This is a genomic window from Chryseobacterium sp. JM1 (assembly GCF_000737715.1).
Taxonomy (GTDB): domain Bacteria; phylum Bacteroidota; class Bacteroidia; order Flavobacteriales; family Weeksellaceae; genus Chryseobacterium.
Genome location: NZ_JPRN01000012.1, coordinates 31641 through 48794, shown reverse-complemented (window position 1 = coordinate 48794; position 17154 = coordinate 31641). Strand labels below are relative to the sequence as shown.

General features: G+C 35.8%; 16 protein-coding genes. All 16 read left to right on the top strand.

Annotated features, from left to right (window positions below):
• Positions 1-27 precede the first annotated feature (27 nt).
• The 16 genes from IW22_RS18135 to IW22_RS18060 all read left to right on the top strand — a co-directional run bounded on the left by IW22_RS18135 (position 28) and on the right by IW22_RS18060 (position 17154).
• Positions 28-849 (top strand): polysaccharide biosynthesis/export family protein, encoded by an 822-nt coding sequence (locus IW22_RS18135; RefSeq protein ID WP_034729258.1) that lies wholly within the window; start codon positions 28-30, stop codon positions 847-849.
• 9 nt (positions 850-858) lie between these two features.
• Positions 859-3249, top strand: coding sequence for a GumC family protein (locus tag IW22_RS18130; protein ID WP_034729255.1), 2391 nt, complete (start codon positions 859-861; stop codon positions 3247-3249).
• A complete protein-coding gene (locus tag IW22_RS18125) occupies positions 3249-4544 on the top strand; it encodes a nucleotide sugar dehydrogenase (protein ID WP_034729252.1) in 1296 nt (431 codons plus the stop codon). The genes IW22_RS18130 and IW22_RS18125 overlap by 1 nt, the downstream gene beginning before the upstream one ends.
• A 6-nt stretch (positions 4545-4550) precedes the next feature.
• Complete coding sequence (lhgO, locus tag IW22_RS18120) at positions 4551-5741, top strand: L-2-hydroxyglutarate oxidase (RefSeq protein WP_034729249.1); 1191 nt, start codon at positions 4551-4553, stop codon at positions 5739-5741.
• Between the two features lie 42 nt (positions 5742-5783).
• On the top strand, positions 5784-6911 hold the full coding sequence (locus IW22_RS18115; protein WP_034729245.1) for a DegT/DnrJ/EryC1/StrS family aminotransferase: 1128 nt from the start codon (positions 5784-5786) through the stop codon (positions 6909-6911).
• A 10-nt stretch (positions 6912-6921) separates the two neighbouring features.
• Complete coding sequence (locus IW22_RS18110) at positions 6922-7494, top strand: acyltransferase (protein ID WP_034729242.1); 573 nt, start codon at positions 6922-6924, stop codon at positions 7492-7494.
• A 10-nt stretch (positions 7495-7504) separates the two neighbouring features.
• On the top strand, positions 7505-8539 hold the full coding sequence (locus IW22_RS18105; RefSeq protein ID WP_034729238.1) for a Gfo/Idh/MocA family protein: 1035 nt from the start codon (positions 7505-7507) through the stop codon (positions 8537-8539).
• The gene (locus IW22_RS24460) at positions 8526-8693 is read left to right on the top strand and encodes a hypothetical protein (protein WP_165571905.1); all 168 of its coding nucleotides are present in this window, start codon (positions 8526-8528) and stop codon (positions 8691-8693) included. The genes IW22_RS18105 and IW22_RS24460 overlap by 14 nt, the downstream gene beginning before the upstream one ends.
• 129 nt (positions 8694-8822) lie before the next feature.
• Positions 8823-10106 (top strand): lipopolysaccharide biosynthesis protein, encoded by a 1284-nt coding sequence (locus IW22_RS18095; RefSeq protein ID WP_034729235.1) that lies wholly within the window; start codon positions 8823-8825, stop codon positions 10104-10106.
• A complete protein-coding gene (locus IW22_RS18090; RefSeq protein WP_034729231.1) occupies positions 10087-11265 on the top strand; it encodes an O-antigen ligase family protein in 1179 nt (392 codons plus the stop codon). Before IW22_RS18095 ends, IW22_RS18090 begins: the two co-directional genes overlap by 20 nt.
• Positions 11249-12433, top strand: a complete 1185-nt coding sequence (locus IW22_RS18085; protein ID WP_034729229.1) for a glycosyltransferase family 4 protein — start codon at positions 11249-11251, stop codon at positions 12431-12433. Before IW22_RS18090 ends, IW22_RS18085 begins: the two co-directional genes overlap by 17 nt.
• A gap of 22 nt (positions 12434-12455) precedes the next feature.
• Positions 12456-13673, top strand: coding sequence for a glycosyltransferase (locus tag IW22_RS18080; RefSeq protein WP_228384063.1), 1218 nt, complete (start codon positions 12456-12458; stop codon positions 13671-13673).
• A gap of 1 nt (position 13674) precedes the next feature.
• Positions 13675-14640: a hypothetical protein gene (locus IW22_RS18075; RefSeq protein WP_034729226.1), complete on the top strand. Its 966-nt coding sequence runs from the start codon at positions 13675-13677 to the stop codon at positions 14638-14640.
• Positions 14627-15769 carry an N-acetyl sugar amidotransferase gene (locus tag IW22_RS18070; RefSeq protein WP_034729474.1) on the top strand — a complete coding sequence of 381 codons (1143 nt, stop codon included), beginning with the start codon at positions 14627-14629 and terminating at the stop codon, positions 15767-15769. The genes IW22_RS18075 and IW22_RS18070 overlap by 14 nt, the downstream gene beginning before the upstream one ends.
• Entirely contained in the window at positions 15766-16380 is a 615-nt protein-coding gene (hisH, locus tag IW22_RS18065; protein WP_034729224.1) for an imidazole glycerol phosphate synthase subunit HisH, read from the top strand. The genes IW22_RS18070 and hisH overlap by 4 nt, the downstream gene beginning before the upstream one ends.
• Before the next feature lie 6 nt (positions 16381-16386).
• Positions 16387-17154: an AglZ/HisF2 family acetamidino modification protein gene (locus IW22_RS18060; RefSeq protein WP_034729222.1), complete on the top strand. Its 768-nt coding sequence runs from the start codon at positions 16387-16389 to the stop codon at positions 17152-17154.

Sequence of the window (17154 nt, the reverse complement as noted above, 5' to 3'; positions counted from 1 at the left end):
ATGTATATTTGTACAATTTAAAATATAATGAAAGGTAAAGTATTAGCTATATTATCGGTGTTTTTGTTGGTTTCTTGTAAAACCAATCCGAAGGCTCATAATGATTTAAATTATATGCAGAATATCGAAAAAGTAGCTATCGAAGCATCTGCTAGAAATTCCATTAATACAATACAGGCAGGAGATCAGCTTGTTATTCTCATCACAGCAAAAGATATGGATGTGGTAAGAGTATTTAACCAAAACTATTCTTCATCAGAACTTGTTCAGACCAATGCAACGGCAGGAGGAAATACACCGAATCAGGGATTAATTACCATTACAGGGCCTACCTATATAGTAGATACTGATGGAGATATAGATTTCCCGGTATTAGGTAAGCTGAATACAAAAGGAAAAACATTAGTAGAATTTAAGGATGAACTGAGGACTAAAATGACGAAATATGTCATTAATCCTACTGTAAATCTAAGGCTTGCTAATTTTAAAGTAACGGTATTGGGAGAGGTCAACAGACAGGGAGACTATACTATAGCAAACGGACAGGCTACCATTCTGAATGTATTGGGTATGGCTGGTGATCTTACTGCGTACGGAAAAAGAGAAGACGTTTTGGTGGTCAGAACTGAGAATGGGGTAATTACCCATGGACGTATCAACCTTCAGGATGCCAATCAATTTAACTCACCTTATTTCAACCTTAAGCAAGGTGATGCAGTTATCGTTTCTTCCAACAATACAAAAGACGTTTTAGCAAAACAAAACCCAAATACAGGACTTATCTTAACAGCTGTTTCTATCGGTGTTACAGCCATCGCTGTTGTTGTAAGTTTATTTAATAAGAAATAAAAAATATTGATGGACAACCAGCAATCTTCCACACTTTCAGAAGCAGATAACAGCTCAAATGTAAATATTAGTGAAATTATAAAACCATATCTGCGAAAGTGGCCTTGGTTTTTAGCAAGCGCTCTTATTGCTGTTTTATTAGGCTATATTTCACTTAAATTTATGGTCCCTGTATATGACGTACAGTCTACCATATTTATAAAAGACGCTAAAAATTCTTCTTCACCCGTAGGCTCAGATTTGGGCGTTTTACCTGACCTGTCTGGTATTGGAGGGCTGAAGACAAACAGTATTGCTAATGAAATAGAAATACTGAAGTCAAAGAAAATGATGCGTGAAGTAGTCATCAATCAAAATCTTCAGACCAATATTTACGCAAAAGGAAAATTTACTACCCTGGAACTGTATAAGGAAACTTCTCCTATTGAAGTTAAAGTAATTTCCGAAAAGCCGGGTAAATCCTTAAATGGCGGACTGAAATTAGCGATAGATGGAGAAAAGCTTACTTTAAGTTCTGAAAAACTTTCTAAAGAAATCAATACTACCTATGGGAGAACGATTAGTTTGCCCAATGCCAATATTATAATTACTAAAAATCCAAAATTTGATCCATCTTCGGTAAAAGGATTGGATGTCAAAAATCTGGAACTTACTATTTCTGGGGTAGAATCCAAAGTAAATAGCCTTCAGGGACCTCTTAACGTGGCTTTGGCAACCAAAGATGCTACAGTACTTAAGCTTGGATACAAATATCCGCAGGTTTCGAAAGCTAAAGATATCTTGGATAATCTGGTAATGGCTTACAATAATGATGCTATTTCAGACAAAAATTCAGAGTCTAAAAAAACATTGGACTTTATTGAAGACAGAATAAAAAAATTATCAGGTGAGCTGGGAGAGGTAGAGAACCAGAAAGAAAGCTTTAAATCAAAAAACAACCTTACAGACCTTGAAACTGAAGCCAAAATCAATTTGGAAAGTTCTGCAGCCGCAAGAGCAAAACAGATGGATGTAGATGCTCAGGTAGAATTAACGGATGCTCTTATCGGATATATGTCCAAACAGGGACAGTTTCAGGTATTGCCGGCGAATGTAGGATTAAATAGTCCTGATGCCGTAGCAGGAATTTCTGCCTATAACCAATTGGTTTTACACAGAAACAGACTTTTAGAGTCTGCAACCACTGAAAACCCTGCTGTAATAGATGTTACCAAGCAGATTACTTCAATGCGTTCCTCCATCATGCAGAGTCTGCAGAGAAATAAAGTAGGTCTCGAGCTGGCCAGAAATGAATATTTGGGTGAGCAGAATAAAGTATCAGGGAAAATTTCTAAACTTCCTTCCATTGAAAAAATGTTCAGAAGTATTGAGAGACAGCAGCAGATTAAAGAAAACCTCTACCTGCTTTTACTTCAGAAGAGAGAAGAAACGGCGATCTCTCAGTCTATTATGGCTCCTAAAGCAAAAGTGGTGGATGCAGCATATGCTTCTCCCGGACCTGTTTCTCCTAAAAGCAGTGTGATTCTTATTGCTGCATTTGTGATAGGACTGCTGGTACCATTTATCTTTATATACTTGTCACAGCTTCTTAATAATAAGATTGTAACTAAACATGATCTTGAGAAACTGGTACATGCTCCGGTAATTGCAGAACTTCCTAGTCTTGAAAAAGGAGATTCAGATATTGTTCAGATGAATGATATCACGCCAATGGCTGAAGCTTTCAGAATTCTTATTACCAATATGAATTTTATGCTTCCTAAAGAGAAGAAAGGTAAAATAGTATTCGTAACATCTACCGTAAAAGGGGAAGGAAAAACATTTGCTTCCGTGAACCTGGCATTAACATTGGCCACTCCAAAGAAAAGAGCGATTATCATTGGATCTGATATCAGAAATCCGCAGCTTCAAAGATACAACCCGGCAAGAAGAGGACTTACGGGACTTACCGAATATTTGTATAATGACAGTACAAAACTGGACGAAGTAATACATGTGTCTTCCTTTAATCCGAATCTCGATGTTATTTATTCGGGTATGATTCCGCCGAACCCTACGGAACTTCTGTCTAATGGACGCTATGAAATCCTTTTGGATGAGTTGAAAGAAAAATATGATTATATTATTTTAGATACGGCTCCATTGCTTCTGGTAACAGATACATTCCTGATTGCAGAGCTTGCGGATGTTACCATCTATGTTTCAAGATCTAAGTATACTGAGAAAGCTCTTATGGAATTTGCCAACAATAATATTGATACAAGTAAGATCAGGAATGTTGGATTTGTCCTTAATGATGTGAGCAGAGAAAATCTTGGATACAGTAACAAATATGGTTATGGATATAATAACCACAAAGAACAGACTTGGTTTGAAAAAATTAAAAATAAACTTAGCTAATGATGAAAACATATAAAATAGCTGTTATTGGTCAAGGCTATGTGGGCCTTCCTTTATCTCTTGAATTTGCCAGCCACTATCCGGTATTGGGGTTTGATATCAATACACAGCGTGTAGATCAGCTTAATGACGGAGAAGACATCACGCTGGAGGCAGATCTTGATAAGCTTAATAATGGGCTGAAAAAATTCAAAGAGTCAAATGGGAGTTTAGGATATAAAGCAACCAGCCAATTGTCTGAAATTGCGGATGCCAATATTTTTATTGTAACAGTTCCTACACCTATCGACAAATATAATGCTCCGGACTTAAACCCTCTTATCTCTGCATCCAAAATGCTTGGAGAAATCATTAAGAAAGGTGATATTGTTATTTATGAATCTACGGTTTTCCCTGGCTGTACAGAAGAAGAATGTGTACCGGTTCTGGAAAAACATTCAGGTCTTACATTCAATGAAGACTTCTTTGTGGGTTATTCTCCGGAAAGAATCAATCCGGGTGATAAAGTAAACACGCTGACCAGTGTTAAAAAAGTAACTTCTGGATCTACCGAAGAAATTGCTGAAGAAGTAGATCAGCTGTATAAAAAAATTATTACTGCAGGAACGCATAAAGCATCCAGTCTTAAAGTGGCAGAAGCTTCCAAAGCGATTGAAAACGCACAGCGTGACGTGAACATCTCTTTCGTAAACGAACTTGCTTTAATTTTCGACCGAATTGGTATTGATACCAATGATGTACTGGAAGCTGCAGGAACAAAATATAACTTCCTTAAATATAAACCGGGATTAGTAGGAGGACACTGTATTTCAGTAGACCCGTACTATCTGGCACATAAAGCAGAACAGTTAGGATACCATCCTGATGTTATTTTATCAGGAAGACGTGTGAATGACTCTATTGCAAAATTTGTAGCTTCCAAAGTGGTAAAACTTCTTATTGCTAAAGGAGGAGTAATCAAAGATTCAAATGCACTGATTTTAGGCGTTACCTTTAAAGAAAACTGTCCCGATGTAAGAAATACAAAGGTGGTAGATATTTATAAAGAACTTAAAGATTACGGTGTAAACGTAGATATTTATGATCCTTGGGCAAGTAAAGAAGAAGTAAAACATGAATACGGAATTGATATTCTTGATGCTCTTCAGGAAGGGAAAAAATATGACTCACTGGTCATTGCCGTTTCTCACAACGAATTCCTTGAAATGGATCTTAATACTTTGAAGAAAGAAAATGCAGTGGTTTTTGACACCAAAGCATGTTTAGACAGAAATTTGGTAGACGCAAGATTATAATCAGATATGAACTATGACATCATTATCGTTGGGGCAGGCCTTGTAGGTCTTGCCACAGCGTATCAGGCTAAACTTAAGAATCCGGGTTCTAAGATTCTTGTTTTAGAAAAAGAAAAAGATGTTGCGCTGCACCAGTCCGGTCACAACAGCGGAGTGATTCATAGTGGAATATATTACAAGCCGGGAAGTCTTAAGGCAAAAAACTGTATCGAAGGTTACAATACCGTGATCAATTTTGCTGAAAAGTATGGAATCAAATATGACCTTTGTGGTAAAATTATTGTGGCTTCATCACAGGAAGAACTTCCCCTTTTGGACAACATCTACAAAAGAGGGGTTGAAAACGGACTTCAGCATCTTCAGTACCTTTCAAGAGATGAGTTCAGAGAAATAGAACCGCATTGTGAAGGAATCAGAGCCATTAAAGTTCCTCAGACCGGCATTATAGATTATCCGGGAATTGCTAAGAAAATAAAAGAACTTTTTGAAGAACTTGGTGGTGAGGTTAAATTCAACACTGAAGTTAAAGGCATTACCAACACAGGTTCAGAAATTATTGTCAAAACCAATACTTCTGAATTTAAAGGTAAAAAGCTGGTTTCTTGTGCAGGACTGTACTCAGATAAACTGACAAAAATGACCAACAGAGAGAACGATGTGGTCATTATTCCTTTCAGAGGAGAATATTATAAAATTAAAGATGAGAAAAAGCATCTGGTAAAGCATCTTATTTACCCGGTTCCGGATCCAAGTTTCCCATTTTTGGGCGTTCATTTTACCAGAATGATTGATGGTAATATTGAAGCCGGCCCAAATGCTGTTTTAGCCTTTAAAAAAGAAGGATACAGTTTTTTTGACTTTAATTTTGAAGAGACCATGCAGACTTTGATGTGGCCGGGTTTCAGAAAAATTGTCGCCAAATATGGAAAAACCGGAATGGGAGAAATGCATCGCTCTCTTTCCAAATCTGCATTTACAAAGGCACTGCAGAAATTGATGCCAGAAATACAGGAAAGCGATCTTGTTCCCGGAGGTTCAGGAGTAAGAGCTCAGGCATGTGACAGAAATGGGGGACTGATTGATGATTTCGATATTGTGAAAAATGGAAATATTATTCACGTAAGAAATGCTCCATCACCTGCTGCTACATCATGTCTTTCTATAGGAAACAAAATTAGCGAACTGATAGAAAATTAAAATCCGCCATCAAAAACGGAATTCAACACCTATACATTACATATGAAAATCCAGATGGTTGACCTTAAAGGTCAATATGAAAAAATAAAAACTGAGGTAGACGCCGGTATTCAGGATTGTATCAATAATACGGCATTTATCAATGGTCCTGCAGTGAAAGAATTTCAACAGGATTTCGAAAAATACCTGAACGCAAAGCACGTTATTCCTTGTGCTAACGGAACAGATGCCTTACAGATTGCAATGATGGCTCTTGGCCTGAAACCCGGAGACGAGATCATCTGTCCTGCATTTACTTATGTAGCGACTGCTGAAGTAATGGGACTTCTTGGACTGATACCGATCATGGTGGATGTGAATGAAGATACCTTTGATATTGAGCTTGAAGGTCTGGAAAAATACCTTACTCCCAATACCAAAGCCATTGTTCCGGTTCATTTATACGGACAGAGTGCAGACATGGAGAAAATTCTTGAATTTGCAGAGAAATACAATCTCTTTGTGATCGAGGATAATGCCCAGGCTATTGGTTCCGATTATACTTTTTCCGATGGAACTGTAAAAAAAACAGGGACGATAGGACACATCGGATGTACGTCATTCTTTCCATCAAAAAATCTGGGTTGCTACGGAGACGGAGGCGCCCTGATGACGAATGATGACGAAATCGCTTTAAAAATAAGAATGATCGCCAACCATGGGCAGGAAAAGAAATACCACCATAAAGTGTTAGGATGTAATTCCAGACTGGATACGATTCAGGCAGCGGTTTTAAAAGTAAAACTTACACATCTGGATGAATATTCTGCAGCCAGAAATAAAATGGCGGATTATTACGATGAGCATTTAGCGGGGATTTCTGAAATATCTGTTCCTAAAAGAGCTGAAAATTCAACCCACGTTTTCCACCAGTATACCCTTAAAGTTAAAAATGGAAAAAGAGACGGGCTGCAGAAATATCTTGCAGAAAAAAATATTCCAAGCATGGTCTATTATCCGCTACCGCTTTACAGACAGGGGGCTTTTCAGCAATATGTAACTGAGGGATTCAGTCTTCCGGTAACGGAACAGTTATGCTCTGAGGTGATTTCACTTCCGGTTCATACAGAATTTGATCAGGAGGTGTTGGATTATATCATCGCAGAGATTAAAAATTATTTTAATTCATAAAAAAATAAATATGTCGGATTTTTTTGCACACGAAACAGCTGTTATTGATGAAGGATGTCAGATAGGAGCCGGAAGTAAAATTTGGCACTTTTCGCACCTTATGCCAGGCTGTGTTTTAGGAGAGAAATGCAATATAGGACAAAACGTAGTGATTTCCCCTAAAGTAGTTTTGGGAATGAACGTAAAAGTTCAGAATAATGTTTCCATCTACGAAGGAGTAACCTGTGACGATGATGTTTTTCTTGGACCTTCTATGGTTTTCACCAATGTGATCAATCCAAGAAGCGCTGTCAACAGAAAAAATGAATACCTTAAAACGCACGTAGGAAAAGGAGCATCTATAGGAGCTAATGCAACGATCGTGTGCGGACACAATATTGGCCAATATGCCTTTATTGGAGCTGGAGCGGTGGTGACAAAAGAAGTTCCGGATTATGCCCTGGTCGTAGGGAATCCTGCAAGACATATGGGATGGATGAGTGAATTCGGACAACGTCTTCATTTTGACGACAAGGGAATCGCCGTATGTGAAGAAAGCGGAGAACAATACAGATTAGACAATAATAAAGTTTCGAAAATTTAAAAAAATACAGATGTCTGAAAAAATAAAATTTGCAGTAGTAGGCTGTGGGCATATCGGGAAAAGACATGCCGAGATGATTTCAAGAAATCCGGAATGTGAACTGGTAGCTCTGATTGACGTAAAAGATAAATCAATGCTAGGAATAGACTCTTATGATGTTCCTTTTTTTGCATCATTGGATGCATTTCTTAATTCAGGTATTGAAGCAGATATCATCAATATTGCTTCCCCGAACGGATTCCACTTTGAGCAGGCCCACCAGGTGGTAGCTGCCGGAAAACACGTGGTGGTTGAAAAACCAATGACCCTTAATAAGCAGGATGCGGAACAACTTATTTTTCAGGCACTTCACAAGCATAAGCAGGTATTTGCTGTAATGCAGAACCGTTATTCACCGCCTTCAGCATGGATCAAAGAAATTGTAGAAAGCGGAAAGCTTGGAAAAATATTTATGGTACAGTTAAACTGTTACTGGAACCGTGATGACAGATATTATAAGCCTGAATCATGGCATGGAAAGAAAGATCTGGATGGTGGAACGCTGTTTACTCAGTTCTCTCACTTTATAGATATTATGTACTGGCTTTTTGGGGATATTACCAATATTCAGGCAAAATTTGCAGATTTCAATCATAAAGATCTTACAGATTTTGAAGATTCAGGGTTCATTAGCTTTGACTTTGTTAATGGCGGAATGGGATCACTGAATTATTCCACTTCAGTATGGAATCAGAACCTTGAAAGCTCTATGACCATCATCGCAGAAAACGGCGCCGTGAAAATCGGTGGTCAATATATGGATAAAGTAGAGGTATGTAACGTTAAAGATTACGAAATGCCTGTACTGGCACCTACTAACCCAGGAAATGACTACGGAGCCTACAAAGGATCTGCAGCCAATCACCATTACATCATCGAAAACGTAGTAGATGTACTGAAAGGCAGAAATACGATCACTACCAATGCTCTTGAAGGGCTTAAAGTAGTGGATATTATTGAAAGAATTTATGCACTGAAAAAAAACGGTAATTATGAGCAGCTTTAAGAAAGTATTAGTTCTAGCACCACATACAGATGACGGTGAACTGGGGGCCGGTGGATTTATTTCAAAGTTAATTGAAGACGCGGCAGATGTCTATTATATGGCCTTTTCTACAGCTGAAGAGTCTGTGCCGGAAGGTTTATATTCTGAAAACTAAATTGAGAGCTGCTACCATGGTGTTGGGCGTTAAGGATGAAAATGTCATCATTTTTAATTATGACATAAGGAAGCTTAACTAGATGCAAGACAAGAAAAAGATTATGAATGAAAAATTATTTAAGTAGTTTTGAGCATTAAAAGCATTTTTACCAGTATAAAATCTAACCCGTTTTTACGGAATGTTGCTATTTTATCTAGTGGTACTATTATTAGCCAATTAATTGTAATAGCTACATCTCCATTTCTTACGCGACTTTATTCTGTAGAGGCATTTGGTCTTCTTTCTGTTTTCAGCAGCTTTGCGGTTTTTTTTGCTGTACTGTCTACGGGAAGGTATGAACTTGCTATAGGTCTTCCCGACGATAGTAGAAAAGCTGCTAAAATTTTTAAGCTTATTATTTATATTGGAACCTGTGTTTCGATACTATATCTTGTATTAATTTTTTTACTAAAAGATATTATTCATATACAGGATAAGACTGGTTTTCTTGCGAATAATCAGGCTTATCTTGCTCCTCTATATATTTTCTTTGGTGCCCTCTATTCTGCACTGGGATATTGGAACCAGCGAGACAAAAGGTATAAAAGAATTACTATTGCTAATGCGTTTCAGGTAATTGGGACAAGTCTTTTTAGTATGCTTTTCGGAGTTTTGAAATTTGAAAGCGGATTGATCCTTTCTCTTATACTTGGAATTATAATTTCAAGTATATTTCTGCTTTTAACAGATAAAAAGCTGCTTAATGAGTTATCAGGTTCAAACAAAGGAGTTTTGGAGGTGGGAAAAGAATACAGTTCATTTCCCAGATACATGATATTGTCTGATCTTTCCCTTACGGCGTGCCAGCAATTTATACCCATTTTATTTTCTGCTTTGTATAATACTACCATTGTAGGTTTTTTTTCAATGGCGAACAGAATGATACGGCTTCCAAATATTGTAATTACCTCTTCTGTAGGAAATGTATTTAGAAATGATGCTATCGATGAAATAAGAAAGCAGGGAAATTGTGCCAAGCTTTATAGTTCTACTTTTAAGAAACTGCTGTTAATGTCTTTTCCTATATATCTAATTGTTTTCGCTGTTTCTCCTAAATTATTTTCAATTATATTTGGTGCCAAATGGGAAATAGCAGGATATATGGCCAGAATAATGTCTGTGGCATTGTTTTTTGAATTTATTTCGGCACCACTGAATACTTTGTTTTACATTTTTGAAAAACAGAAAATATTAATGAGGCTTCAGATGGCTAATGCTATATTTATATTTATATCTATATTCTTGGGCTATTATTTAAAAAAAGATTATTTGCTATCACTAACTTTTTATATGATCATATCCGTATTGTCAAGTTTAGTATTTTTATATTTTACCCACAATTTATCAAAAAATGAAGGTAGAAAAATCTAATAAACTACAAGTTTTTTTCCTCACGCTCATGCTTTACGGCTATGAGCTTATATCCTTTTTACCGGATCTATTAAAAATAGAATCCAGACCCATCAGTATTGCTTTACGGGTCGTTGTTATGATGGCAGGGCTATTGGTGATATTTAAAAACAGAATGAAATTTACCAGGGTTCATTTCCTGCTGTTTTTTTTCTGGTTTTTATATTTACTAAGACTCCTTTACGATACCGCCATTACTTCGAAAAATATAATGTCGCCCATTAATGACTATTGGTCATTCTCATTGTTAATCATAGTATCAATGCTTGCCTGCGCGACAAAATTTTCAGAGAAAACCCTTTTGGATGTTAAAAACTATGTTTTAATTCTATTATTCATCGTTAATATATGGGGGCTGTATAATAATATTGTAAATCCCCAAATTGTTCCTGAGGATCTTTTAGTAAGGGTGGACGGTAATGGCAGTCTTAACACGGTGTCTTTTGGAAAGACATCTTCTGTTTTATTTTTTTTATGTTTTATTTCACTGCTGAAATACAAAAAAAATCTGCTCACCATTATATACATCATAGGGATGATCCTTGGACTGTATAATGTATTTATGGCCGGATCAAGAGGCCCCCTTGTTCAATTGATAGCTGTACTCGTCTTCTTTACAGCACTTAACATCAGGCAGGTTAAACTAAAATATGTAATTATTTCTTTAATTATCGGGATAACACTTTTAAGTTTTTTCCCAAGTTATTTTGAGATATCCAAACTTGTTTTCCAAAGATTAGGGGAAACAGGATATTCTGCCAATGAGAATGATCAGTACAGAGCAACACTTTTAAAATCGGCTTGGGATCAGTTTCTGGATAACCCATTCTTTGGAGATTCTATTGAAACCAAGATTGGCAATACCTATCCTCACAATATAGTCTTTGAGTCTTTTATGGCTATGGGGATTGTAGGAGGACTATTATCCATTATATTATACATACTTAATTTGATCTATGGGATCAAATTGCTTAGGGTTTTTGCCTATAGCTTATTCGGTGCCATTTTGATCATGGATACAGTTGGATCAATATCTGCTGGTTCTATCGTAAATTTTCTATTAATATGGCCGGTCTTTTCTTTAGCCATTAATTTATCTAAAAATGAAAAACACAAGTAAGAAAATAGTTATGCTGCAGGATTTTTTTGGTTTAGATTATACTTACCAGGAAAATTTGCTTACAAAGAATTATATGGAGCTGGGACATCAGGTGGTCATAGTTGCTTCTACTTTCGAAAATATTTTTGATTACGTCCATGAAAAATATGATGCAACCAAAAAGCAAAAAACGGAAGAGTATTATGGGGCCAAAATTATCAGACTGCCTTATAGTCTCAATATTTTAAATAAATTGAGAAGACACAAAGGTGTTTATGAAATCCTCTTGCAGGAGAAACCGGATTTAATATATGTGCATGACATCCATCTCAATTTAAAAGAGGCTGTAAAATATCAAAAACAGTTTCCCGAGTGTAAAATTATTTTGGATTATCATGCAGATTTTACTAACTCTGCAAACAATTGGCTATCATTAAATATACTGCATAAGGTCATCAGGAAATCTATTTTTTATAAGTATAAAAAACATATAAGTAAAATATTTCCCGTAGTTCCCGGAAGTGCAGATTTTCTTCATGAAGTATATGGTGTAGAACATGAAGAAATGACACTTTTGCCATTAGGATGTGATTATAATAAGTCAATAGAAATAATAAATACCATTCACAAAACTCAGAAAAGGGAAGAGTTTGGGATAAAAGAAAACGGTATAGTACTGATAACCGGTGGTAAAATAAATAAGCTTAAAAATACTCATATCATTGTAGATGCCTTTAAACAGATAAATAATAAGAATGCCCATCTTATAGTATTTGGAAAAGAGGATCGCGAATCAGAACAGTATTTTAAAGATATTCAGAAAAGTGCCGAAGGGTATAATATTCATTTTACCGGTTGGGTAGATAATACGAAAATATATGAATTACTTGCGATATCAGATCTGGCAGTGTATCCAAGCAGCCAGTCTGTTTTATGGCAACAATCCATAGGAATGCATCTGCCTTTAATTGTGGGAGATTCAGGAGGACAGGATATGTCCTATCTGAATCAAAATAATAATATTATAAAAGTGGATAAAGAAAATTTAAATGCTGATTATTTTGCCTCGTTATTGAATAGCTTAATCGATAACCCTTCGCATATTAATGACATGAAAAAAGGGGCAGAAAAAACAGCAAAAGAGTATTTAGATTATAGGATAATAGCAGAACAAACGCTGAAAAATTAATTGAAACAGTAAATGTGCTACTATGAGTATTAAAATTTTTCAAATATCAAGCGAAGTAAACAGTGGTTCCGTTGGCAGGATTGCTGAGCATATTGGTGAAAAAGCAATTGAAAAAGGGTGGGAAAGCTATATTGCATACGCCAGAGATAATAATCCCAGCAAATCCAAGGTGTTTCAGATAGGTGGTAAAATAGATCTGATAAAACATGGCCTTTTGACCAGACTTACAGATCGTCATGGATTTGGTTCAGCGTCTGCTACAAAAAAAATTATAGAAACCATTAAAGAAATAAATCCGGATTTGATTCAGCTTCATCATTTACATGGTTATTTTATAAATATTGAAATTTTATTTAAATTCTTATCAGAGTTTAATAAACCTGTCGTTTGGACATTTCACGACTGTTGGTCTTTTACAGGACATTGTGCTTATTATGAAATTGCAGGATGCAACAAATGGAAAGAGATGTGTTTTGAATGCCCGCAAACAAGAGAATATCCGAAATCTTATATTGACCAGTCTGAAAGAAATTTTAAAGACAAAAAACGAATCTTTACTTCCGTTGAAAACTTAACCATTGTTCCGGTATCTCACTGGGTGGGAGATCAGGTAAAGGAATCTTTTTTAAAAGAAATTAATCTACAAACTATTCATAATGGAATAAATGTTGATCAATTTTCACCTCAAAATACAGAGCAGATAAAGAAAAAGTATAAATTATCAAATAAATTTGTAATATTAGGAGTTGCTAGCCCTTGGAGTGAAAGAAAGGGCTTACCCTATTTTATCGAACTCTCAGATATATTGTCAGATGAATTTCAGATCATATTAGTAGGCTTAAGCAAAGAACAGATTAAAAGTTTGCCTTCGAAGATTATAGGGATAGAAAGAACAGAAAGTGTTCAAGAGTTGGCCGAATTTTATTCCGCTGCAGATGTTTTTGTGAATCCTACATTGGAAGAGGCATTAGGATTAACCAATATTGAAGCTCAGGCATGTGGAACACCTGTTATAACTTTTAATTCCGGAGGCTCACCGGAAACGATCAATGAAGATACAGGTATTGTAATAGAGCAGGACCATATCACCGATTTGGTGGAGGCCATCTATACAATTAAAAAAAATGGAAAAGAAAGTTATACAGATAATTGCAGACTCAGAGCACATTCAGTATTTAATAAAGGTGATCGTTTTGAAGAATATCTGAATTTGTATGATAACCTAATAAAATTACATTGATATGACTACAAAATTATTCACCATACTTATTGCCTCAATTCTTTTACTGTGTACAGGAAATAATAAAAAGCAGAATGTTGAATCATCAAAATTGATGAGTACTCAGAATAACCCACAGGTGCTTATTTGTTCTGATAATAACTCCAAAACTTTTGTGGATTTTATTACCCGTGAAAATATCCCATTTGTTCGCTATGTTAATGACGGACAATTTATGGATAGTAAAATCCCTTTTACATTCAGTAAAGATCTTCTTTTAAAAGAGTTGGAGAGGGCTTATCCTGATTCTAAATCATCAGGTATTGCCTACATAGATATAGAATATCCTTACACGGACTATCTCTTAAAAGGAGATGTTACTAGTACCAACCATAAAAAAAGTGCTAAGCTGTTTTTGGATGTACTGCGTTTTGTAAAACAGCAGAGACCCAATGTTAAATGGGGATATTATGGAATTCCTTTCACCACCTATTGGGGAAGAGACAAAAATTTTTATGATCAAAATAAGAAAGTAGACCAGATCATTAAAGAGAGTGATGTTCTTTTTCCATCCATTTATATCTTTTATAACAATGTAAGCTTTAATTTGGAAAATAAAACTTACATACAGGAAAATACAGAGGAAATGCTTAAGATCGCAGATCGATATAATAAAAAAGTGTATCCGTTTATAATGTCCCGTTATCATCCTTCTAATCAATTAATCGGGAGTAACAAAATAGATGAATCTGATTTTAAAACTTACGTATCTACCCTATTACAGACTCAATATAAAAATAAGCACATAGATGGCCTTGTTTTATGGAACGCAGACGGCTATGCATACAGAGTGAATGATCCGGTGATAAAAAAAGAAGTAGAAAAAAATAAAATAAGTAATTTTGATGTTTTTTATGATCAGTATGTTATTGGTTTATTAAATCTCATGAAAAAAGAAGTAAAACAAAATGTTTATGGAATCAAATAGAAAATTTCAGATATGTACCAAAACAATTATGGATACTACAGATCCTAATATTGTTTTTAATGAAAAAGGAGAAAGCGATTATTATTTAAATTATATAGAAAATATCCTGCCCAACTGGCATACTGATGAGAGAGGTCTCAGAGCATTGGAACAGGAAGCTGAAAAAATCAAAAAGGACGGAAAAAACAGAGATTTTGACTGTATTATCGGATTAAGTGGGGGACTGGATAGTTCTTACGCTGCGTATATAGCAAAAGAAGTGATGGGGCTGCGTCCTCTTATTTTCCACGTGGATGCTGGCTGGAATACAGACAGGGCTGTAAGTAATATTGAAAAATTAGTTAATGGTCTTAACTTAGACCTGTACACTGATGTTATCAATTGGGAAGAAATGAAAGACCTGCAGGTGGCATTTTTAAAATCACAAATTGCAGATCAGGATGTTCAGGATATTGCTTTCTTCTCAAGCCTTTATAAATTTGCGACAAAAAATAAAATAAAATATGTATTAACAGGAGCTAACTATTCTACAGAATGTTGCAGAGAGCCTGAAGAATGGGGAGCATATCCCGGCATAGATAAAAGATTGATTTTAGATATCCATAAACAATTTGGAAAAAGGGAGTTGAAGACATTTCCAATGGTAGATATCATGAATTACAAGCTGTATTACAAATATATATTGGGAATGCAGGTTTGTAAGCCCTTAAACAATGTTCCGTATATTAAAAAGGATGTTGAACAATTGTTGGCTGACAAGTTTGGATGGGAGAGTTTTCAGCATAAACACCACGAATCCAGATTTACCAGATTTTTTGAAGATTATTGGTTGCCGAGAAAATTTGGATATGAAAAGAGAAAAGCACACTTTTCTAGCCTGATACTGACAGGGCAGATGACAAGGGATGAAGCGTTAGATAGAGTTTCTAGACCTGAACTTTCTGACGAATTTTTACAAAAAGAATTTGAATACGTAGCACATAAATTAGACCTTACGACAGACGAGCTTCAGACAATATTTGAAGGAAAAAACAAAACATACCACGATTACAAGAATAAAAGAAAACTTATCGGACTTGGTGCAAAATCCATGAAGGTATTAGGGTTAGAAAAAAGATTATTTAGATGATAACACTTATTGATTACGGGGTAGGAAATATCAATGCCTTTGTAAATGTTTACAAAAGAGTTGATGTTCCTGTAAAAATAGCCAAAACTAAAGAAGACCTGGAAGGAGCCGAAAAATTGATTCTCCCGGGAGTAGGTCACTTTGATCACGCTATGACCCAGCTGAATAATTCCGGAATGAGAGATAAGCTGGATGATCTTGTGCTTGGCCAGAATATTCCGGTGATCGGAATATGTGTGGGAATGCAGATGATGGCCAATAATAGCGATGAAGGAAAATTAGATGGTCTGAAGTGGATTGATGCTTCGGTAAAGAAATTTGACGAAACAAAAATTCATCAGGTGACAAGACTTCCGCACATGGGGTGGAATGATGTAAAGCCGGTGAAAGATCTTGAACTGTTTAAAGGCCTTGAAACTGATTCTATTTTTTATTTTCTTCACACCTATTATTTTCACTGTAACAATCAGGAAGATATCATGGCTATTACAGATTATGGCGGTGAGTTTGCTTCGGCAGCACATCATGAAAATAAGTACGGAATACAGTTTCATCCCGAAAAAAGCCATCATTATGGCGAAATCCTATTACACAACTTTGCAAAATTATAATCACAAATGCTGAGGCCAAGAATTATACCGAGTCTTTTACTCCAGGATAATGGACTTGTAAAGACTGTCAATTTTAAAAATCCAAAATACGTAGGAGATCCCATCAATGCCGTAAGGATATTTAACGAAAAGGAAGTAGACGAGCTTGCCATTTTTGATATCGATGCTACAGCAAAAGGCCTTGAGCCAAACTACAGCCTGATTGAAAGAATAGCGAACCAATCCAGAATGCCGCTTTGTTATGGTGGTGGTGTAAAAACCGTAGAACAGGCTCAGAAAATTTTTGGACTTGGAATAGAGAAAATAGCACTTTCTTCCGCTGTACTTCAAAATCCACAGCTTATTACACAGATCGCAGAACGTGTAGGTTCACAAAGCGTAATCGTAGTCCTGGATGTAAAGAAAAAACTTTTTGGAGGATATGAAGTGTACACGCATAATGGTAAAAAATCTACGGGAATAGACCCCTTTAAGTTTGTAGAAGAAGCACAGAGGCTTGGCGCTGGTGAAATAGTTATTAATTCTATAGACCAGGACGGCGTTATGAAAGGCTATGACATGAATTTAATCAATAAGGTTAGAGAAAAGATATCACTTCCGCTTACGGTTTTAGGCGGTGCAGGTTCTTTGAGCGATATAAAACAAGTAATAGATAAACACGGAATAATAGGGGTAGCCGCAGGAAGCTTATTCGTATTTAAAGGAGTATATAAAGCTGTTTTAATAAATTATCCTGCTTTTGAGGATAAAGAAAGGTTGATACAAAAGAATTAA